Origin of the sequence: Pseudomonas reactans, assembly GCF_013385825.1 — a bacterium.
Taxonomy (GTDB): Bacteria; Pseudomonadota; Gammaproteobacteria; order Pseudomonadales; family Pseudomonadaceae; genus Aquipseudomonas; species Aquipseudomonas reactans.
This window is the reverse complement of the sequence record NZ_JACAPG010000023.1, coordinates 65416-85833: the sequence shown is the minus strand read 5'-3', so window position 1 is coordinate 85833 and position 20418 is coordinate 65416. Positions and strand designations below refer to the sequence as shown.

Annotated in this window: 22 protein-coding genes; 13 read left to right on the top strand and 9 right to left on the bottom strand. The window is 60.0% G+C overall.

Going from position 1 to position 20418, the window contains the following annotated elements:
* The first annotated feature begins 22 nt into the window (after positions 1 to 22).
* Positions 23 to 1171 (top strand): galactonate dehydratase, encoded by a 1149-nt coding sequence (gene dgoD, locus HX868_RS26895; RefSeq protein WP_177004942.1) that lies wholly within the window; start codon positions 23 to 25, stop codon positions 1169 to 1171.
* A 144-nt stretch (positions 1172 to 1315) separates the two neighbouring features.
* Entirely contained in the window at positions 1316 to 2623 is a 1308-nt protein-coding gene (locus HX868_RS26890) for an MFS transporter (RefSeq protein WP_177004941.1), read from the top strand.
* An 85-nt stretch (positions 2624 to 2708) separates the two neighbouring features.
* On the opposite strand, the gene HX868_RS26885 is transcribed toward HX868_RS26890, so the two are convergent.
* From HX868_RS26885 to trpB, 3 genes are all read right to left on the bottom strand, one after another.
* The gene (locus HX868_RS26885; RefSeq protein ID WP_177004940.1) at positions 2709 to 3149 is read right to left on the bottom strand and encodes an anti-virulence regulator CigR family protein; all 441 of its coding nucleotides are present in this window, start codon (positions 3147 to 3149) and stop codon (positions 2709 to 2711) included.
* Positions 3150 to 3285: 136 nt separating this feature from the next.
* Entirely contained in the window at positions 3286 to 4095 is an 810-nt protein-coding gene (trpA, locus tag HX868_RS26880) for a tryptophan synthase subunit alpha (RefSeq protein WP_016978750.1), read from the bottom strand.
* Positions 4095 to 5321 carry a tryptophan synthase subunit beta gene (gene trpB / locus HX868_RS26875; protein WP_028618617.1) on the bottom strand — a complete coding sequence of 409 codons (1227 nt, stop codon included), beginning with the start codon at positions 5319 to 5321 and terminating at the stop codon, positions 4095 to 4097. The genes trpA and trpB overlap by 1 nt, the downstream gene beginning before the upstream one ends.
* Positions 5322 to 5431: 110 nt before the next feature.
* Here trpB and HX868_RS26870 point away from each other — a divergent pair, with 110 nt between their 5' ends.
* Complete coding sequence (locus HX868_RS26870) at positions 5432 to 6328, top strand: LysR family transcriptional regulator (protein WP_177004939.1); 897 nt, start codon at positions 5432 to 5434, stop codon at positions 6326 to 6328.
* Here the strand turns inward: HX868_RS26870 and HX868_RS26865 are convergent.
* On the bottom strand, positions 6325 to 6651 hold the full coding sequence (locus HX868_RS26865; protein WP_003170746.1) for an ElaB/YgaM/YqjD family protein: 327 nt from the start codon (positions 6649 to 6651) through the stop codon (positions 6325 to 6327). The genes HX868_RS26870 and HX868_RS26865 overlap by 4 nt on opposite strands.
* Before the next feature lie 156 nt (positions 6652 to 6807).
* Here HX868_RS26865 and HX868_RS26860 point away from each other — a divergent pair, with 156 nt between their 5' ends.
* Together HX868_RS26860 and HX868_RS26855 are read left to right on the top strand one after the other, a co-directional pair.
* Positions 6808 to 7023 carry a dodecin gene (locus HX868_RS26860; RefSeq protein WP_005783406.1) on the top strand — a complete coding sequence of 72 codons (216 nt, stop codon included), beginning with the start codon at positions 6808 to 6810 and terminating at the stop codon, positions 7021 to 7023.
* 115 nt (positions 7024 to 7138) lie between these two features.
* Positions 7139 to 7366, top strand: a complete 228-nt coding sequence (locus HX868_RS26855) for a DUF1161 domain-containing protein (RefSeq protein WP_028618619.1) — start codon at positions 7139 to 7141, stop codon at positions 7364 to 7366.
* 60 nt (positions 7367 to 7426) lie between these two features.
* Here HX868_RS26855 and HX868_RS26850 read toward each other — a convergent pair whose 3' ends face one another.
* Entirely contained in the window at positions 7427 to 8428 is a 1002-nt protein-coding gene (locus HX868_RS26850) for an LLM class flavin-dependent oxidoreductase (RefSeq protein ID WP_177004938.1), read from the bottom strand.
* A gap of 217 nt (positions 8429 to 8645) precedes the next feature.
* On the opposite strand from HX868_RS26850, the gene HX868_RS26845 reads away from it, so the two are divergent.
* Positions 8646 to 9077, top strand: a complete 432-nt coding sequence (locus HX868_RS26845) for an OsmC family protein (protein ID WP_010168580.1) — start codon at positions 8646 to 8648, stop codon at positions 9075 to 9077.
* Between the two features lie 216 nt (positions 9078 to 9293).
* The gene (locus HX868_RS26840; protein ID WP_016969660.1) at positions 9294 to 9533 is read left to right on the top strand and encodes a DUF1161 domain-containing protein; all 240 of its coding nucleotides are present in this window, start codon (positions 9294 to 9296) and stop codon (positions 9531 to 9533) included.
* Here the strand turns inward: HX868_RS26840 and HX868_RS26835 are convergent, their stop codons facing one another.
* Positions 9534 to 9956 (bottom strand): PA0061/PA0062 family lipoprotein, encoded by a 423-nt coding sequence (locus HX868_RS26835; protein ID WP_177004937.1) that lies wholly within the window; start codon positions 9954 to 9956, stop codon positions 9534 to 9536.
* Positions 9957 to 10097: 141 nt separating this feature from the next.
* Between HX868_RS26835 and HX868_RS26830 the strand changes: the two genes are divergently transcribed.
* Positions 10098 to 11141 (top strand): aminopeptidase, encoded by a 1044-nt coding sequence (locus HX868_RS26830; protein WP_177004936.1) that lies wholly within the window; start codon positions 10098 to 10100, stop codon positions 11139 to 11141.
* A gap of 95 nt (positions 11142 to 11236) precedes the next feature.
* Here HX868_RS26830 and HX868_RS26825 read toward each other — a convergent pair whose 3' ends face one another.
* Together HX868_RS26825 and HX868_RS26820 are read right to left on the bottom strand one after the other, a co-directional pair.
* Positions 11237 to 11896 (bottom strand): HAD family hydrolase, encoded by a 660-nt coding sequence (locus tag HX868_RS26825; protein ID WP_033900415.1) that lies wholly within the window; start codon positions 11894 to 11896, stop codon positions 11237 to 11239.
* The gene (locus HX868_RS26820; RefSeq protein ID WP_177004935.1) at positions 11893 to 12435 is read right to left on the bottom strand and encodes a gamma carbonic anhydrase family protein; all 543 of its coding nucleotides are present in this window, start codon (positions 12433 to 12435) and stop codon (positions 11893 to 11895) included. The genes HX868_RS26825 and HX868_RS26820 overlap by 4 nt, the downstream gene beginning before the upstream one ends.
* 102 nt (positions 12436 to 12537) lie before the next feature.
* On the opposite strand from HX868_RS26820, the gene prlC reads away from it, so the two are divergent.
* From prlC to HX868_RS26805, 3 genes are all read left to right on the top strand, one after another.
* The gene (gene prlC / locus HX868_RS26815) at positions 12538 to 14589 is read left to right on the top strand and encodes an oligopeptidase A (RefSeq protein WP_343048344.1); all 2052 of its coding nucleotides are present in this window, start codon (positions 12538 to 12540) and stop codon (positions 14587 to 14589) included.
* Positions 14586 to 14861: a YheV family putative zinc ribbon protein gene (locus HX868_RS26810; protein WP_177004933.1), complete on the top strand. Its 276-nt coding sequence runs from the start codon at positions 14586 to 14588 to the stop codon at positions 14859 to 14861. Before prlC ends, HX868_RS26810 begins: the two co-directional genes overlap by 4 nt.
* A 125-nt stretch (positions 14862 to 14986) precedes the next feature.
* A complete protein-coding gene (locus tag HX868_RS26805; protein ID WP_177004932.1) occupies positions 14987 to 16990 on the top strand; it encodes a M3 family metallopeptidase in 2004 nt (667 codons plus the stop codon).
* On the opposite strand, the gene HX868_RS26800 is transcribed toward HX868_RS26805, so the two are convergent.
* Positions 16924 to 17640 carry a dual specificity protein phosphatase family protein gene (locus tag HX868_RS26800; protein WP_177004931.1) on the bottom strand — a complete coding sequence of 239 codons (717 nt, stop codon included), beginning with the start codon at positions 17638 to 17640 and terminating at the stop codon, positions 16924 to 16926. The genes HX868_RS26805 and HX868_RS26800 overlap by 67 nt on opposite strands.
* Positions 17641 to 17870: 230 nt before the next feature.
* On the opposite strand from HX868_RS26800, the gene HX868_RS26795 reads away from it, so the two are divergent.
* Positions 17871 to 18623, top strand: coding sequence for a gluconate 2-dehydrogenase subunit 3 family protein (locus tag HX868_RS26795; RefSeq protein ID WP_177004930.1), 753 nt, complete (start codon positions 17871 to 17873; stop codon positions 18621 to 18623).
* A gap of 2 nt (positions 18624 to 18625) precedes the next feature.
* The gene (locus HX868_RS26790; protein WP_177004929.1) at positions 18626 to 20410 is read left to right on the top strand and encodes a GMC oxidoreductase; all 1785 of its coding nucleotides are present in this window, start codon (positions 18626 to 18628) and stop codon (positions 20408 to 20410) included.
* Positions 20411 to 20418: the final 8 nt, after the last annotated feature.

Here is a 20418-nt window from a genome sequence, read left to right as displayed (position 1 = left end):
GCATCTATAAGAGAGATAACAGATGAAAATCACCAAACTGACGACCTTTATCGTCCCACCGCGCTGGTGCTTCCTGAAAGTCGAGACCGACCAGGGCGTGACCGGCTGGGGTGAGCCTGTTGTAGAAGGCCGCGCCCACACCGTGGCCGCTGCCGTCGAAGAATTGTCCGACTACCTGATCGGCAAAGACCCACGCAATATCGAAGACATCTGGACCGTGCTTTATCGTGGCGGCTTCTACCGCGGCGGCGCCGTGCACATGAGCGCCCTCGCCGGCATCGACCAGGCGCTGTGGGACATCAAGGGCAAGGCGCTCGGTGTGTCGGTCAGCGATCTGCTCGGCGGTCAGGTGCGTGACAAGATCCGCGTTTACTCGTGGATCGGCGGTGATCGCCCGGCCGACACCGCCCGCGCTGCCAAAGAGGCAGTGGCCCGTGGCTTCACCGCGGTGAAGATGAACGGCACCGAAGAACTGCAGTTCGTCGACAGCTTTGAAAAAGTCGACCTGGCCCTGGCCAACGTCGCCGCCGTGCGTGACGCGGTGGGTCCCAATGTCGGCATCGGCGTCGACTTCCATGGCCGGGTGCACAAGCCCATGGCCAAGGTGCTGATGAAGGAACTCGACCCGTACAAATTGATGTTCATCGAAGAGCCGGTGCTCAGCGAGAACTACGAAGCGCTGAAAGAGCTGGCACCGCTGACCAGCACGCCGATTGCCCTGGGCGAGCGCCTGTTCTCGCGTTGGGATTTCAAGCGTGTGCTCAGCGAAGGCTACGTCGACATCATCCAGCCGGATGCGTCCCATGCCGGTGGCATCACCGAAACCCGCAAGATCGCCAACATGGCCGAAGCCTACGACGTGGCCCTGGCCCTGCACTGCCCGCTGGGCCCGATTGCCTTGGCGGCATGCCTGCAACTGGACGCGGTCTGCTACAACGCGTTTATCCAGGAGCAAAGCCTGGGCATTCACTACAACGAGAGCAATGACCTGCTCGATTACGTGCGTGATCCGGGCGTGTTCGACTATGACCAGGGCTTTGTGAAGATCCCCGACGGACCGGGCCTGGGCATCGAGATTAACGAAGAATACGTGATCGAACGCGCGGCCATCGGCCACCGCTGGCGTAACCCGATCTGGCGCCACGCCGACGGCAGCTTCGCCGAGTGGTAAGCACCGCTTACCTGTAGGAGCCGGCTTGCCGGCGATTGCGGTGGATCAGCCACTGCCGGTGTCGACTGGCGCGCCGCCATCGCCGGCAAGCCGGCTCCTACAAGTTGATCCATACCTCAATAAGCATAAGAAGAGGCAACCCCCATGCACCCTGAATCCTTCACCGGGCAGGCTTCTTTAGTCACGCCTACCCGAAAGCGTTTCTTCATCATGGTCCTGCTGTTTATCACCGTGGTGATCAACTACCTCGACCGCAGCAACCTGTCCATCGCCGCCCCGGCCCTGACCAGCGAACTGGGGATCGACCCAGTGCACGTTGGGCTGATTTTCTCTGCGTTCGGCTGGACCTACGCCGCCATGCAGATCCCCGGCGGCTGGCTGGTGGACCGCGTGCCGCCGCGCATTCTCTACACCGCTGCGTTGCTGCTGTGGTCGATTGCGACGGTCATGCTCGGCTTCGCTGCCAGCTTTATCGCGCTGTTCGTGCTGCGCATGGCGGTGGGTGCGTTGGAAGCCCCGGCCTATCCGATCAACAGCCGCGTGGTTACAACCTGGTTCCCCGAGCGCGAGCGCGCCACGGCGATCGGCTTCTACACCTCCGGGCAGTTTGTCGGGCTGGCATTCCTCACGCCGGTACTGGCGTGGCTGCAACATGCGTTTGGCTGGCACATGGTGTTTGTGGTGACCGGTGGCGTCGGCATCCTGTGGGCGGCGATCTGGTATGCGGTGTACCGCGAGCCGAAGGATTTCAAAAGCGCGAACGCTGCTGAAATCGAGCTGATCCGTGAAGGTGGCGGCCTGGTAGACATGCAGGAAAAAGCCGCCAAGGCGCCGTTCAGCTGGGTCGACCTGGGCATCGTGTTGAGCAAGCGCAAACTGTGGGGCATCTACCTGGGGCAGTTCTGCCTCAACTCCACGTTGTGGTTCTTTCTGACGTGGTTCCCGACTTATCTGGTGAAGTATCGCGGCATGGACTTCATCAAGTCCGGCCTGCTGGCGTCATTGCCATTCCTCGCGGCGTTTGTGGGCGTGCTGTGTTCCGGGATCTTTTCCGATTGGTTGATTCGCCGCGGCGCGTCGGTGGGGTTTGCGCGCAAGTTGCCGATCATCGGCGGGCTGCTGATCTCCACGGCGATCATCGGTGCCAACTATGTGGATTCGACGGCGTGGGTGATTGCGTTCCTGGCGGTGGCGTTCTTTGGTAATGGGTTGGCCTCGATTACCTGGTCGCTGGTGTCGACCCTGGCACCGGCGCGCCTGTTGGGGTTGACCGGTGGGGTGTTCAACTTCATCGGCAACCTGTCGGCGATTGCCACGCCGATCGTGATTGGCTTTCTAGCCAGTGGCGATTCGTTTGCGCCGGCGATTACCTATATCGCGGTGCTGGCGTTGCTCGGGGCGCTTTCCTACGTGTTGCTCGTAGGCAAAGTCGAACGCATCGAACTCAAATAACCACAGCCCTGTAGGAGCCGGCTTGCCGGCGATAGCGCCCTCAAGACCGCCATCGCCGGCAAGCCGGCCCTACAGTGCATGGGTTTCAGTTGAGGACGCCGTCGAGGATCTCGTAGACGATGCCCGTACCCACCGCGATCAACACCACGTCCGGCCCCGAACGGCGCCATTCATAACCTGGATACACCGGTAGGCGCTCCAAGGCGCGGCGGTCGAGGCGCTCGCCGTAGTAGCCGCGGGGCAGCGGCTGGCCACGCACCAGGCGTACATTCGGCGGTGGCGGTGCGCCACGGGCGAACTGGCCGTGGTTATCGTGGATGATCTGGCGGACCGGGCCGAAATCCTGGGGCGGGCCGCCGCGACGGTTGTCCTGCGGGCCGCGATGGTCGTCGCCGCGTTGTTCGTGCTGGCCCTGCGGGCCGCCACGGTCAGGGCCGCCCTGGTCATAAGGCGCAGCCTGCACCAGGGCGCTGGCGCCAAGCACCAGCACGCCAAGGCCGGCAATCACGGTTTTGGGCATTTTCATCGGGTATTCCTCAGGGCACGCAAACAAAAAAGGGATTTCGAACGAGGTTCGAAATCCCTTGGTCTTGCTGTTTAGGCCGTGCCCGGGCGGGTTGATTCCTCTGTATCAGGAACTTTACCTACTGCTTACGGGGCCCTTACTTACGAGCGTTACGCACGCCTTCCGACAATGCCGCACACAGGCTCAACACGCCGTCGATGGCTTGCTGGTCGTTCTTGGCATTGGCGATATGGTCGATCAGCGCCGAACCTACGACCACACCGTCAGCCAAGCGGGCGATGGCCGCCGCTTGTTCCGGCGTGCGGATACCAAAACCGATGCTGATCGGCAGGTCGGTATGGCGACGCAGGCGGGTCACGGCTTCTTCGACGTGCTCCAGGGTCGCAGCGCCGGCGCCGGTTACACCGGCCACCGACACGTAGTACACAAAACCGGAGCTGCCATTCAGCACTGTCGGCAAGCGCACATCGTCAGTGGTCGGCGTGGTCAGGCGGATGAAGTCGATGCCAGCGGCCTGGGCCGGGTCGCACAGCTCGCCGTTATGCTCGGGCGGCATGTCGACCACGATCAGGCCGTCCACGCCGGCTTCCTTGGCGTCGGCGATGAACTGCGGCACGCCGTATTTGTGGATCGGGTTGAAGTAGCCCATCAACACCAGCGGCGTGTCGTTGTTGTCCTGGCGGAACTCGCGGACCATCTGCAGGGTTTTCACCAGGTTCTGCTTGGCGTTCAACGCGCGGATGTTGGCCAGTTGAATGGCCGGGCCGTCGGCCATCGGGTCGGTGAAGGGCATGCCCAACTCGATCACGTCGGCGCCAGCGGCTGGCAAGCCTTTGAGGATCGCCAGCGAGGTGTCGTAGCCAGGGTCGCCAGCAGTAACGAAGGTCACCAGGGCGGCGCGATTCTGTTCTTTAAGCTGTGCGAAGCGGGTTTGCAGGCGGCTCATCAGTGTTTCTCCTGCTTGGCGGTTTCCATATGGTGCATCACGGTCTGCATGTCTTTGTCGCCACGGCCGGACAGGTTGACCACCATCAGGTGATCCTTCGGCAGGGTCGGTGCGCGTTTGAACACTTCGGCCAAGGCGTGGGCGCTTTCCAGGGCAGGAATGATCCCTTCCAGGCGGCAGCATTTGTGGAAGGCATCGAGGGCTTCGTCGTCGGTCACCGAGGTGTACTGGACGCGACCGATGTCATGCAACCACGCGTGTTCCGGGCCGATACCGGGGTAATCCAGGCCAGCGGAGATCGAATGGGCGTCGATGATCTGGCCGTCTTCGTCCTGCAACAGGAAGGTGCGGTTGCCATGAAGTACACCCGGTACGCCGCCGTTGAGGCTGGCGGCGTGCTTGCCGGTCTCGATGCCGTGGCCGGCGGCTTCAACGCCGATGATCTCGACGCTGGTGTCGTCCAGGAACGGATGGAACAGGCCCATGGCGTTGGAACCGCCGCCAATGCACGCCACCAGGCTGTCCGGCAGGCGGCCTTCCTGGGCTTGCAACTGGTCGCGGGTTTCCTTGCCGATCACGGCCTGGAAGTCGCGCACCATTGCAGGGTACGGGTGCGGGCCGGCCACGGTGCCGATCAGGTAGAAGGTGCTGTCGACGTTGGTCACCCAGTCACGCAGTGCTTCGTTCATCGCGTCTTTCAGGGTGCCGGTGCCGGCAACCACCGGGATCACTTCCGCGCCCAGCAGCTTCATGCGGAACACGTTGGCTTGCTGGCGCTCGATGTCAGTGGTGCCCATGTAGATCACGCATTGCAGGCCGAAGCGCGCCGCCACGGTGGCAGTGGCCACGCCGTGCATGCCGGCGCCGGTCTCGGCGATGATGCGTTTTTTACCCATGCGCCGGGCCAGCAGGATCTGGCCGATGCAGTTGTTGATCTTGTGCGCGCCGGTGTGGTTCAGCTCTTCGCGCTTGAGGTAGATCTTGGCGCCGCCGCAGAATTCGGTCAGGCGCTCGGCGAAGTACAGCGGGCTTGGACGTCCGACGTAGTCGCGCTGGAAGTAGGCCAGTTCTTCGTTGAAAGCCGGATCGATCTTGGCCGCTTCGTATTCGCGGGCCAGGTCGAGGATCAACGGCATCAGGGTTTCAGCGACGTAGCGGCCGCCGAACGCGCCAAACAGGCCGTTGGCGTCAGGGCCGTTGCGTAGATCGGTCTGGGACTGAGTCATGGGACGCTCCAGGAAAGAAGGGGTGTGGGAAGCAATGAGGGCCACTCTACCCCTGACGTTCTACGCTGAAAACCGATAAGATCGCCGCAACCTGTCAGGAAAACTCACAGATGAGCCGAGACCTTCCGCCCCTCAACGCCCTGCGTGCCTTTGAAGCGACTGCGCGCTTGAACAGCGTCAGTCAGGCCGCCGAGCAATTGCATGTGACCCACGGTGCCGTCAGCCGCCAGTTGAAGGTGCTGGAGGAGCATTTGGGGATCAGCCTGTTCGTCAAGGAAGGTCGAGGCCTTAAACTCACAGATGCAGGCGTCCGGCTACGGGATGCCAGCGCCGAGGCATTCGAGCGCCTTAGGGATGTGTGTGCCGAGCTGACCCAGGCCAGCGCCGATGCGCCTTTCGTGCTCGGCTGTTCGGGCAGCCTGCTGGCGCGCTGGTTGATCCCGCGCCTGGGCCGCTTGAACGCGGACTTGCCGGACCTGCGCTTGCACCTGTCGGCGGGTGATGGCGATCTGGACCCGCGCCGCCCAGGCCTGGACGCACTGCTGGTGTTCGCTGAGCCGCCATGGCCGGCGGATATGCAGGTGTATGAGCTGGCCAGTGAACGCATCGGCCCGGTGATGAGCCCGCGCTTTGCCGGCTATGAACGTTTGCGCGAGGCACCCGCCGAGGCCTTGTGTGGTGAAAAGCTGTTGCACACCACCTCACGCCCGCAAGCCTGGCCCAGTTGGGCAGCGCAGCACGGCATCGAGCCCGGCGCGTTGAAACACGGCCAGGGGTTTGAGCATTTGTATTATTTGCTGGAGGCGGCAGTGGCAGGATTGGGCGTGGCGATTGCGCCTCAGCCGCTGGTGGCCGAGGACTTGCGTGCGGGTCGCCTGGTGGCGCCGTGGGGTTTCAGTGAAACCCCGGCGCACCTGGCGCTGTGGCTGCCCAAGCGCGCCGCCGATGGGCGCGCCGGGCAACTGGCGCAGTGGCTCAAGGCTGAGCTACGGCGCGAACCGGCTTAGTCGCCGCGTTTGCACAGCAGATAAGCTGCGAGCAGGCCCAGTGCACCGACGGCAACACCGGCTGTAGTCCAAGGGTGCTCTTGTGCGTAGTCCCGGGTTGCAACACCGGTTTCGCGGATTTTGACTTTGCTTTCTTCGTAGGCATCGCTGATCAGGTGGCGGGAGTGCTTGAGGGCATTCTCGGCATTGCTTTTCAGGGCCTTCAAGGTTTTGCGCGACTCGTCGGATGCATCGTCCTTGAGACTTTCCAAAGACTTGAGCAGGCTCGAAATCTCGGCTTCCATGCTTTCCAGCGACGCTTTGCGTAAAGAAGTGTTGGCCATGTGGACTCTCCTGAAGTGATTGAGTGGCGTGTGTAGATACCGACTGCGGCCGTTTCAGAAAGTGCAGTAAATCTGAACTTTCGGGTACGAACAGTCGCCAGAAGCAGTACGAACATTGACTGCTACGCTTGCTGAACGACCCTTAGGAGAACTGCCATGAGTGATCATCACACCTACAAGAAAGTCGAACTGGTGGGCTCGTCAACCACCAGCATTGAAGACGCCATCAACAATGCGCTGGCCGAGGCCAATAAAAGCATCAAACATCTGGAATGGTTCGAGGTGACTGAAACCCGTGGGCACATCAAGGACGGCAAGGCCGCGCACTTTCAGGTCACCCTCAAGGTGGGGTTCCGAATTGCCAGTAGTTGATCGCATCGGTTGAACTTGCTGACTGGCCGATTGCCATAACCTGCGCTACAACCAATGGGTGCCGATGCCACAAGCGTCGGCACGCTCTTTTCGATCAGCGCAAGGAAAGTAACGGATGAAGAAGTTCCTGTTAGCGGTAGGTTTGTTGAGCATTGCAGGCACGGCCCTGGCGGCGGGCAAGCCTTGTGAAGAGCTCAAAAGCGAAATTGCAGCGAAAATCGACGCCAAAGGCGCTTCGGGTTATTCGCTGGAAGTGGTGGATAAAGGCGCTGCGCCGAGCGATCACACAGTGGTCGGCACCTGCGAGGGTGGCACCAAGGAAATTGCCTACAAGCGCGGTTAATCCCGTGTTGCAGACATAAAAAACCGACGCGCTGCGTCGGTTTTTTTTCGCCTGAAGGTTTTAGCCCGTCATCAACTGCGCCAGCAGCTCGTAGGAATGAATCCGGTCGGCGTGTTCGTACAGGTCGCAAGTAAAGATCAACTCGTCGGCGCCGGTCTGCTCGATCAGCACTTCCAGTTTGGCGCGGATCTTCGCCGGGCTGCCCACCATGGCCAGGCCCAGGAAGCTGCCGACGGCGTCTTTTTCATGGGGCAACCACAGACCGTCCATGGTTTTCACGGGCGGGCGCTGCACCAGGCTTTGTCCGCGCATCAGCGCGAGGATGCGTTGGTAGACCGAAGTCGCCAGGTAATCGGCCTGCTCGTCGGTGTCGGCCGCGACCAAGGGAATGCCGAGCATCACGTAGGGTTTATCCAGCACGGCTGAAGGTTTGAAGTGATTGCGGTACACGCGAATCGCTTCATGCATCAGGCGGGGTGCGAAATGCGAGGCGAAGGCGTAGGGCAAACCGCGTTCGCCTGCCAGCTGTGCGCTGAACAAGCTGGAACCGAGCAGCCACACCGGCACATTGGTGCCCGTGCCAGGCACGGCGATGATCCGTTGGTCGGGGGTGCGTGGGCCCAGGTAGGCCATCAACTCGGCCACGTCTTCCGGGAATTCATCGGCGCTGCCGGAGCGCTCACGGCGCAGGGCACGGGCGGTCATCTGGTCGGAACCGGGCGCGCGACCCAGGCCCAGGTCGATACGGCCGGGGTAGAGGCTCTCCAGGGTGCCGAACTGTTCTGCAATCACCAGCGGCGCATGGTTGGGCAGCATCACACCACCGGAGCCGACACGAATCGTCGAAGTGCCACCTGCCAGGTAGCCCAGCAGCACCGAAGTGGCCGAACTGGCGATACCGTCCATGTTGTGGTGCTCGGCCACCCAGAAACGGTTGTAGCCGAACTTTTCCACGTGCTGGGCCAGGTCCAGGGAGTTGCGCAACGATTGCGCCGGGCTGCCATTGGCGCGCACGGGCACCAGGTCGAGGGTTGAAAATTTTACGTCGGACAGCGATTTCATAAGCCTGCTTCTCCAAGGGGGCCGCAGGCTTTTTAGACGAACCAAAACCTGCCGCTTCATGTGCATACCTATGCAATAAGGGCATATACCCGAGATTCAATAGCACGCTAGGAAAATTCCTACTGTATTGCTAGGTTTCTCCGACAGGATGAACTTTGCCAGTCCGACTACTCTCAGAACCCTTACTGACGCAAAACCACCGTTCGAGGAGACCGCTATGAGTATCGTGAAAAAAGCATCCGCGCATTGGGAAGGTGACCTGAAGACTGGCCTGGGCTCCATTTCCACGGAAACCGGCGTGCTACGTGAAGCGCCCTACGGCTTCAAGGCGCGTTTCGAGGGTGGCAAGGGCACCAACCCGGAAGAACTGATCGGGGCGGCCCACGCCGGCTGTTTCTCCATGGCCTTCTCCATGATTCTCGGCGATGCCGGGCTCAAGGCTGACAGCATCGACACCCAGGCTGAAGTGACCCTGGACCAGGTCGACGGTGGTTTTGCGATTACCGCCGTGCACCTGATCCTCAAGGCCAAGATTCCGGGTGCAAGCCAGGCGCAGTTCGATGAATTGAGCAAAAAGGCCAAGGAAGGGTGCCCGGTGTCCAAGGTGCTGAATGCAACTATCACCCTGGATGGCACGCTTGTAAGCTGACACCGCTAAACCGGTAGGAGCCGGCTTGCCGGCGATGAGGCCCTCAGATTTACATGGTTTTTGAGGTCGTCATCGCTGGCAAGCCAGCTCCTACAGTGGTTTTTGGGGTGGCTAAAACATCTGCTTCAAATCAGAACTCGTGTTTTGTAAGTGTGGTCCTATTACCATGCAGCCTAGGCGCACATCCGTGCGCAGTGCATTCAGGGAGCTTCACACATGAAACGTTTTGCCTTGGCAATCATCTGCGGTGTATTGGCCACTTCGGCCGTGGCCGCACCAAAAGATTGTGAAGAGCTCAGGAAAGAGATTGAAGTGAAGATCCAGGCCAAGGCGATTCCTTCGTACACCCTGGAAATCATCACCGCCGAAGAAGCCAAGAATCACGACAGTGCAATGATTGTCGGTTCGTGCGAAAACGGCACCAAGCGCATCATCTACCAGAAAAACAACGACTGATCAGATGCAGTTGACGCTGCGTTCCTCCGCGAGCAACTGACGCGCCGTGTCATACAGCCGGATATTCGGCGTGAAGGCCAACGAGCGCCCTTCCAGCACATAGCGCTGGCCGGCCTGGAAGTGGTCGTATTCCAGGGTCATGAAGCAGGTGCGATACATCATCTGGCTGAGCCCACCCAAACCGCCGCCGGCCGGGACTTCAAAGTCGAAGCGCACCATCAGTTCGTGATGGCCGGGCGGGAATTGGAAGAAACGTCCGTCATCGAGGTTCTTGCCGTCCAGGCGCTGCGCCATGACCAGCTTGGAGCCCGGCGTCGGCGTAGTGAAATCGACCCACGCCTGTTGCGGATCCATCGGTGGCACGGGTGTTGTCGTGCAGGCGCTGAGGAACAAAGCGGCGACGGGTAACAAGAGCTGGCGCATGGCAGGCACTCAACGGGAAGATAAAATTGAGCCTGCTGCGACGGCGGCAGACTTCCTATGAGTATAAACACGTCGAGCCATGGAAAAATTCCGCACAGGCGCGATAGTCTGGCGAGCAAATTACCCAGGAGCGGTCGGGGCATGGTCAGGCGTTTTCTTCCAGGGTTGATGATTTTGCTGCTCTGCGGCTGCTCCAGCGTGAGTTATTACAGCCAGTTGGCCAGCGGCCAATGGCAATTGCTGCGGGCCCGAGAGCCAGTGGCGCGGGTCATTGCCGATTCTTCCCGCCCGCCGCTGTTACGCGAACACCTGGTGCAATCACAAAAAGCGCGCACGTTCGCCAGTGAGCATTTGCATCTGCCGGATAACCAGAGCTACAGGCTGTATGCGGATATTGGTCGACCCTATGTGGTCTGGAATGTCTTTGCCACGCAGGAATTTTCCCTATCCCCCGAAACCCATTGCTTCCCCATCGCCGGTTGTGTGGCCTATCGCGGCTACTACAACCAAGGTGCGGCGCGTGGCGAGGCGGCGTTGTTGAAGCAGCGCGGCATGGACGTGTCGATCGGTGGCGTGGAGGCTTATTCCACCTTGGGTTGGTTCAACGACCCGATCATGAACTCGATGATGAACTGGGGCGATGAGCGCCTGGCCACGTTGATCTTCCATGAACTGGCGCACCAACGTTTCTATGTGAAGGACGACACCGAGTTCAACGAATCGTTTGCCAATTTCGTCGAGCAGGAAGGCACACGGCAATGGCGTGCTGCGCGGGAGTTGCCGCCGCAGAGCCTGTCGATGTCGAAGCAGCGTGACCAGTTTATCCAGTTGGTTCTCGATACCCGGCAACGTTTGGAAAAGCTCTACGCCCAACCGTTGGCTGCTGATGCGATGCGCCAGGCCAAGGCGGCCGAGTTCGAGCGTTTGCGTAGCGAGTACCGGCAATTGCGCGATAGCCAGTGGGGCGGGGATAAACGTTATGACGCGTGGATCAACCAGCCGATGAACAACGCTCGGTTGTTGCCGTTCGGGCTGTATGACCAGTGGGTGCCGGCGTTTGCGGCGCTGTTTGCGCGGGAAAATGGGGATTGGGTGAGGTTTTATAAGGCTGTGGAAACGATGGGCGGGTTGCCAGTGGCGCAGCGCAAGGCGGCGTTGAAGCAGTTGCAAGGGGGTGGCCTTTAGGGCCTCTTCGCCGGCAAGCCAGCTCCCACAGTTGACCGATTTTCAACATGAGAATGGGTTCAACTGTGGGAGCTGGCTTGCCTGCGATAGCTATCTTAAGGCCGCTGCAAAAACGCCTGATGCATCTCGCCTAATGTTTCAAAATGCCAAGTCGGCGCCTCGGCATTCAGTTCTTCAAAACTGCCAAACCCATACCCCACCGCCGCTGAATCCAGCCCGTTGCTGCGTGCGCCGATCAGGTCGTGCTTGCGGTCACCAATCATCAGGGTGGTAGCCGGGTCCAGGCCTTCCTCGCTCATCAGGTGGGCGATCAGTTCGACCTTGTTGGTGCGCGTACCGTCTAGTTCGCTGCCGTAGATCACCTTGAAATGCTTGGCGAAATCGAAGTGCCGGGCGATCTCGCGGGCAAATACCCAAGGCTTGGAGGTGGCGACGTAGAGCTGGCGCCCCTGGCCGCTCAAGTCCTCCAGCAACGGCATCACGCCGTCGAACACGCGGTTCTCATACAAGCCGGTCACCTTGAAGCGCTCGCGGTAGAAGTTCACTGCTTCCCAGGCCTTGGCTTCATCAAAACCGTAGAACTGCATGAACGCTTGCAGCAACGGCGGGCCGATGAAGTGCTCCAGCTTGGTCAGGTCCGGCTCGTCGATCCCCAGTTTGCCGAGGGCATATTGGATCGAGCGGGTAATGCCTTCGCGCGGATCAGTGAGCGTGCCGTCCAGGTCGAACAGCACGGTTTGATAATGCAGGGTCATCGGTCGAATCCTTCAGCCAGGTGCAGGTCTTTGAGCTTCACGTAGTTCGCGGCGCTGTAGGTGAAAAAGGCGCGTTCCTTGTCAGTCAGCGGGCGGATTTGTTTAACCGGGCTGCCCACGTACAGGAACCCGCTTTCGAGTTTCTTGCCTGGCGGCACCAGGCTGCCAGCGCCGATGATCACGTCATCTTCCACCACCGCGCCGTCCATGACGATGCTGCCCATGCCGATAAGGATGCGGTTGCCCACGGTGCAGCCATGCAGCATGACTTTGTGGGCGATGGTCACGTCGTTGCCGATCAGCAGCGGGAAGCCGTCCGGGTTGAAGGGACCGGCGTGGGTGATGTGCAGCACGCAGCCATCCTGCACGCTGGTGCGCGCACCGATGCGGATGCGGTGCATGTCGCCACGGATCACGGTCAGCGGCCAGACCGAGCTGTCGGCGCCGATTTCGACGTCGCCGATCACCACCGCCGAAATATCGACAAAAGCCCCGGCGCCCAGGGCTGGCGTGTGGTTCTGATAGGTGCGAAGGGTCACGATAGCCTCTCTCTCTTCTGCTGATAGCTGCGGTGGGCGTTGATTGTAATTAAGATGGCCCCATCTTTGTTCTTACATGTTTCTTCAGCCAAGGTGCCAACCGTGAGCGCGAACAACCCGCTTCTGCAGTCCTACGACCTGCCGCCGTTCTCGGCGATCCGTGCCGAGCACGTCCAGCCGGCCATCGAACAGATCCTCGCCGACAACCGTGTCGCCATCGAAGGTATCCTGCAAAGCCAGGGGAAAAATCCGACGTGGGCCGGTCTGGTGCTGGCCATGGACGAACTGAATGACCGCCTGGGCGCCGCCTGGAGCCCGGTCAGCCACCTCAACGCTGTGTGCAACAGCGCTGAACTGCGCGAAGCCTACGAAAGTTGCCTGCCGGCGTTGAGCGCCTACTCCACCGAGATGGGCCAGAACCGCGAGCTGTTCCAGGCCTTCGAAGCCCTGGCCAACAGCCCGGAAGCGGCTGGTTTCGACGTGGCGCAAAAAACCATCCTGGAACACGCCCTGCGTGACTTCCGCCTGTCGGGTATCGATCTGCCGCCGGAGCAGCAAAAACGCTACGCCGAAGTGCAGAGCAAACTGTCCGAACTGGGCAGCAAGTTTTCCAACCAGTTGCTGGACGCTACCCAGGCCTGGACCAAACACGTCATAGACGAAGCCACCCTCGCCGGCCTGACCGATTCGGCCAAGGCGCAAATGGCCGCCGCCGCCCAGGCCAAAAGCCTCGAAGGCTGGTTGATCACCCTGGAATTCCCAAGCTACTACGCGGTGATGACCTACGCCCAGGACCGCGCCCTGCGTGAAGAAGTCTACGCGGCCTACTGCACCCGTGCGTCGGACCAAGGCCCGAATGCCGGTCAGAACGATAACGGCCCGGTGATGGAACAGATCCTCGACCTGCGTCAGGAGCTGGCCAAGCTGCTGGGTTATGCGTCGTTCTCCGAACTGAGCCTGGCCACCAAAATGGCCGAGTCCAGCGACCAGGTGCTGAGCTTCCTGCGCGACCTGGCCAAGCGCAGCAAGCCGTTTGCCGCCCAGGACCTGCAACAGCTCAAGGCCTACGCCGCCGAACAAGGCTGCGCCGACCTACAAAGCTGGGACAGCGGTTTCTACGGCGAAAAACTCCGTGAGCAACGCTACAGCGTGTCCCAGGAAGCCCTGCGCGCCTACTTCCCGATCGACAAGGTGCTGGGCGGCCTGTTTGCCATCGTGCAACGCCTGTACGGCATCGAAATCGCCGAGCAAAAAGGCTTCGACACTTGGCACCCGGATGTCCGCCTGTTTGAAATCAAGGAAAACGGCCAGCACGTGGGCCGCTTCTTCTTCGACCTGTACGCCCGCGCCAACAAGCGTGGCGGCGCGTGGATGGACGGCGCGCGCGACCGTCGCCGCAAAATCGACGGCGTGCTGCAAAGCCCGGTGGCCAACCTGGTGTGCAACTTCACCCCGGCCGACAGCGGCAAGCCTGCCCTGCTGACCCACGATGAAGTGACCACCCTGTTCCACGAGTTTGGCCACGGCCTGCATCACCTGCTGACCCGCGTTGAACACGCGGGTGTGTCCGGCATCAACGGCGTGGCCTGGGATGCGGTGGAATTGCCGAGCCAGTTCATGGAGAACTGGTGCTGGGAGCCGGAAGGCCTGGCACTGATCTCCGGTCACTACGAAACCGGCGAAGCGCTGCCTCAGGACCTGTTGGAAAAAATGCTCGCGGCCAAGAACTTCCAGTCCGGCCTGATGATGGTGCGTCAGCTGGAGTTCTCGCTGTTCGACTTCGAACTGCACGCTACCCACGGTGACGGCCGCAGCGTGGCCCAGGTGCTCGAAGGCGTACGCGATGAGGTGTCGGTGATGCGTCCGCCGGCCTACAACCGTTTCCCCAACAGCTTCGCGCACATCTTCGCTGGCGGTTATGCCGCGGGTTACTACAGCTACAAGTGGGCTGAAGTGTTGTCGGCGGATGCCTTCTCCAAGTTCGAAGAGGACGGCGTACTCAATGCCGAGACCGGCCGCGCCTTCCGCGAGGCGATCCTGGCGCGTGGCGGTTCCCAGGAACCGATGGTGCTGTTCGTCGACTTCCGCGGACGAGCGCCTTCGATTGACGCACTCTTGCGCCACAGCGGCCTGAGTGAGGACGCGGCAGCATGAGTGAAGGGCCTGTGATCACCAAAAAGCAATTTATCGCCGGGGCGGTCTGCCCGGCGTGCAGCGAGCCGGACAAGTTGAAGATGTGGACCGAGGACAACGTGCCCCATCGCGCCTGCGTGGCCTGCGGTTATACCGACACGCTGAATGACCAGGGGTTGTCGGTGCCCAAGGAATTGGGCACGCGGGTGAATACGTCTGCGTTGAAAGCGCCGGCGGACCCCAAGGTGCAGGCGGTGCAGTTCTTTCCTAATCCGAAGCTGAAAAAAGATTGACCCATTTGATGTTTCTCGCCCTGAAACCAAGGTTTTGGGGCGAGGAGCGTTAAGCATCTACACCCTTCTCTCCTGCGGTGTATTCCAGGATGACAACTCCCACTTGTTGTCTTCAAGGATGCACCATGCACGACCCCAATCCCCTGTTGCAGGACTATCACCTGCCGCCTTTCTCGGCTATTCGCGCCGAACACCTTGTACCTGCCGTTGATGCGATCGTGCTGCACGGTCGCACCGAGGTGGGCCGCATCATTGCCAGCCAGCGACACAGCCCGAACTGGGACGATCTGGTGCTGGCCATAGAGGCGGTGACGTCGCGGATCGACGAGGTGTTAACGGTAATTTACATACTCGACAGCGTAAACACTGAACAAAAATGGAAACGAGCCACCGCACAAGCCACGTTCCGGGCCATTGAGTTCGTGCGCGATCTAACCAGTAACCGCGCGCTCTTTGACTGCTACAAAGCGTTGGCGGCCAGTTCAGCGGCAGGACTGTTCGATGCGTCCCGTCAGAGTTTGCTGAGGCGTACGCTGAAAAAGTTTGAACAGGCCGGTATCGAATTGGAACCTGTCTCGCAGCAGAGGCTGGTGACGCTTAACCTTGAAATTGCCGGGCTTCAGCAGTTGTTCATTAGCCGGTTGGAACAGGCAAACAACGCTTGGCGCAAACACATCACCGACGAATCGCACCTGCAGGGGCTTACGCCGACATTCAAGGCGCGTAGGGCGCAAAAGGCCCACGCCGCCAACCTGGAAGGTTGGCTGATTACCCTGAATGAAGAAACCTACCGAGACCTCATGGCGTACGCGCAAAATCGCGCTTTGCGAGAGGAGGTTTTCATCGCCTACAACACGCGTGCGTCCGATATCGGCCCGCACGCCGGGCAGTTCGACAATGGCCCGCTGCTGCAAATGATAATGGTCAGCCGTCATCAAAAAGCCCAGCTTTTGGGCCACGCCAACTTCGTTCGATTGGCGCTTGAACTCCAGGTATTGGATACCGAAGATCAGGTGCTGACGTTTATTCGTGATCAAATTGCGTCGCAACGTATGGCCTTCGAGCATGACAAACGACAGCTCACTACGCTGGGCCGTGAGCTTGGTTTGGCCGATCTGCAGCCCTGGGATTACGCCTATCTGGCGCAGATCATCCGGCAACAGGCCAGCGGCGTTGCTCAAGAGACGTTGCGCGCTTATTTCCCGCTGGATACCACCCTGATCCGCCTGTTTGCTTTGATAAAGCGCCTGTTCGACATCGAAATCAGTGAGCTCGATGGCTTCGACTCCTGGGCTCCCGGGGTTCGACTCTTGCAAGTGCAGGCCTATGGCGAAGTATTGGGGCAGATATATTTCGTACCGTTTTTGCAAAACAGCGATGATTTTCCCAGGGCGTTTTCGTTGAAAAACCGCTGGACTACAGCTGAAGGGCAAAGAGTGCAACCGGTAGTTGTGCTCTGCAGCCAGTTTGAAGTGACCCCTGACGAGCCCTGCTTGCTTGCGCACCAGCAGCTCAAGATCCTGTTCCATGAGTTCGGCCATTGCTTGCAGCAGGTGCTGATGGGCGTGGGTTATCGCACCAAAATGGGCATTGATGACCTGGGCATCGACAGTGCGGAGTTCTGCGGCCAGTTCTTCGAGCGCTGGTGTGATTCCCCTGAATGTCTTGTCTGGCTGTCAGGCCATGTCGAAACCGGCGCGCAGTTGCCTGAGGCCATGGCCCGACAGCAAGTGGTGTATGCCAACACTCAAACGTCTTGGGAGCGCGCAGAGTCGCTGACCCTGGCGCTGTTTGATATTGAAGTGCATCGCACCCACGGCGACGGACGCGCAATTGAGCAGGTATTCGCAAGCGCCAACCGTGAGGTCGGGCACCTGCCAGCGCTGGATGCTGTGCGTTATGTCAATGGTTTCAGCCATATGGTGTCGGGTTACGAGGGCGGGTTTTATGCTTACCAATGGTCTGAAGTGCTGGCACGTGCAGCCTTCAAAAGGTTTGAGCAAGAGGGTGTGTTCAACCCGCAGACGGGTCGTGCGTTTCGCGAGCTAGTGCTTGCTCCCGGTCACTCTAGATCGTTGGTTGATTCGGTGCGTTTATTTTTAGACGTTACGCCCGGCAACGCAGTTTGAATCCAGGAGCCAGTGTTGGCAGTGTTCATCCAACTCTTCATCGAACACAGGGCGAAGGCACTGGTGCTGCATTCTCCATTGAGTAATGCCTTGCGTAACTTGTCGACATCGGCCCTCATCATGTAGCGAACGCCGTCCTTGAAGCCATTGCTGGTGCCAAAACCGCCCAGGGTCATTTCGTTCAGTGCATCCTCCTTGCTCCACCCCTGAATCACCACCCGATACATCGCCGCCATCAGGCCGGTACGGTCAGAGCCGTGCTTGCAATGCATCAGCACTGGGCCGTTGGTTTCGGCGTCCTGGATGGCTCTCAACGCCGCCAGTACGTCGGAATCATCCACATGGTTGGTGCGATAAGTCAGCTGTACCTGGCGGATATCAGGCGATTTGAGCCAGTTGGCATCGGATTCCGGCAGGAAATTGATCACGGTGCCGATCTTGAGCTTTTCCAGCAGCGGCGCCGCGTTGCTGTCGGGTAACCCGCTGCGATAGAGCGTGGGCGTCATCTGATGGAGGTTGTATTGACTGCCCACCGGTTGTGCCCACTCGGGGGAACGGATGGAAATGGGCTCGTCGGCTTGAGCGAAAGCGCTGGAGAACAGCGCGATGAACGCGAGGCCGAAGGCCGGCAGCCATTGATTCTTGAGCATTGATGACAAGACCGAGCAGCAGATTGGTGAATGCCGCTCAGGTTGGTCCAAGGGGGGTCAATGAAGTGTGAGGACGCCGTCAAAGAACCGTGAATCCTCAGTCTTTAGTCGCTGAAACGCTTCTCCCGATGCATAGCCTGCTATCATTTGTAACTATTGATTGCCGAAAAAGCCAAGCCGCTCACCAGAAGCCGGCTGATAAACCCGTGACCACATGATGAGGTGCCACCATGTCTGATCAAGATCAAGACAATCCCCGGCGTGACTTTCTGCGCAAATCCTTGACCTTGATCCCGGTGGTCACGGTTGCCAGCACTGGCCTTGGCGGTTCGATGCTGATGGCCACGCCTGAGCCGGCCCAAGCCGCGCCGGCCAAGCCTGCGGCCAGCGAAAAGGCCTATGAGCCGACTTATTTCACTGCCGAGGAATGGGCGTTCATCAACGCCGCCGTCGCGCAATTGATCCCCGCTGACGCCCAAGGCCCAGGTGCTCTGGAAGCCGGTGCACCGGAATATATCGACCGCCAGATGAACACGCCGTACGCCAGCGGTGCCCTGTGGTTCATGCAAGGTCCTTTCAACGCCGACGCGCCGTCGGAGATGGGCTGGCAGTCCAAACTGGTACCCAAAGAGATCTATCGCCTGGGCATTGCCGCGACGGATGCTTGGTCGAAGGCGTTCAACGGCAAAGTTTTTGCCGCGCAAGACAGCGCTACCCGAGACGATATGTTGCGGCGTCTGGAGGCTGGCGGTAGTGAGGTGACGGCGCATTTTGATGCGGTGCCGCCAAAGATCTTTTTCAACCTGTTGCTGCAAAACACCAAGGAAGGCTTCTTCTGCGACCCGATCCACGGCGGCAACAAAGGCATGGTCGGCTGGACCATGATCGGCTTCCCCGGCGCCCGCGCCGACTTCATGGACTGGGTTGAACGCAACGAGCAATACCCCTTCCCGGCAGTTTCCATCCGCGGCGAGAGGGCATAAACGTGGCGACCATCATGAAGAAAGTGGATGCAGTGATCGTAGGCTTCGGTTGGACCGGCGCGATCATGGCCAAGGAACTGACGGAAGCAGGCCTCAACGTGGTAGCGCTGGAGCGCGGCCCGATGCAGGACACTTACCCGGACGGCAATTATCCCCAGGTCATCGACGAATTGACCTACAGCGTGCGTAAGAAACTCTTCCAGGATATCTCCAAGGAGACGGTGACCATTCGCCATAGCGTGAATGACGTCGCCCTGCCCAATCGTCAGTTGGGGGCGTTCCTGCCGGGCAATGGCGTGGGCGGCGCGGGTCTGCATTGGTCCGGCGTGCATTTTCGTGTCGACCCGATCGAGTTGCGCATGCGCAGCCATTATGAAGAGCGCTACGGCAAGCACTTCATTCCCAAGGACATGACCATCCAGGACTTCGGCGTGAGCTATGAAGAGCTGGAGCCGTTTTTCGACTACGCGGAAAAAGTCTTCGGCACCTCTGGGCAAGCCTGGACCGTGAAAGGCCAACTGGTCGGCGAAGGCCGTGGCGGTAACCCGTATGCGCCGGACCGCTCTAACCCGTTCCCATTGGAATCGCAGAAAAACACCGTCTCCGCACAGCTGTTTCAGAAAGCGGCTGCCAGCGTCGGTTATAAACCCTACAACCTGCCGTCTGCCAACACCTCGGGGCCCTACACCAACCCCTACGGCGCCCAGATGGGACCGTGCAATTTCTGCGGTTTTTGCAGCGGCTACGTGTGCTACATGTACTCCAAGGCTTCGCCGAACGTGAACATTCTGCCGGCGCTGCGCCAGGTGCCGAACTTTGAACTGCGGCCCAATGCCCACGTGCTCAAGGTCAACCTCGACAGCACCAAGCGCAAGGCCACTGGCGTGACTTACATCGACGCCCAAGGCCGCGAATGCGAGCAACCGGCGGACTTGGTGATCCTCGGCGCGTTCCAGTTCCATAACGTGCGCTTGATGCTGCTCTCCGGTATCGGCAAGCCGTACGACCCGATCACCAACGAGGGCGTGGTGGGCAGAAACTTCGCCTACCAGAACATGGCGACCATCAAGGCGTTCTTCGACAAAGACACTCACACCAACAACTTCATCGGCGCGGGCGGCAATGGCGTGGCCATCGATGACTTCAACGCCGACAACTTTGACCACGGGCCCCATGGATTTGTAGGCGGTTCGCCGATGTGGGTCAACCAGGCTGGCAGCCGACCGATTGCTGGTACGTCAAACCCGCCGGGCACTCCGGCCTGGGGCAGTGCCTGGAAGCGCGCCACCGCCGATTACTACACCCACCAGGTGTCGATGGATGCCCACGGTGCCCATCAGTCCTACCGGGGTAACTACCTGGATCTGGACCCGGTGTACCGCGATGCCTACGGCCAGCCCTTGCTGCGGATGACGTTTGATTGGCAGGAAAACGACATCAAGATGAACCGCTTCATGGTCGAGAAAATGGGCAAGGTCGCTGAGGCGATGAACCCCAAGGCCATTGCTGTGCTCGGCAAAAAAGTCGGCGAGCACTTCAACACGGCGTCGTACCAGACCACCCACTTGAACGGTGGCGCGATCATGGGCACCGATCCGAAAACCAGTGCATTGAATCGCTACCTGCAGTGCTGGGATGTACACAACGTGTTTGTCCCAGGCGCATCCGCTTTCCCACAAGGTTTGGGCTACAACCCTACAGGCTTGGTGGCGGCGTTGACCTACTGGTCGGCGCGGGCAATCCGTGAGCAGTATTTGAAAAACCCCGGCCCACTGGTTCAGGCATAAGGAGCGAT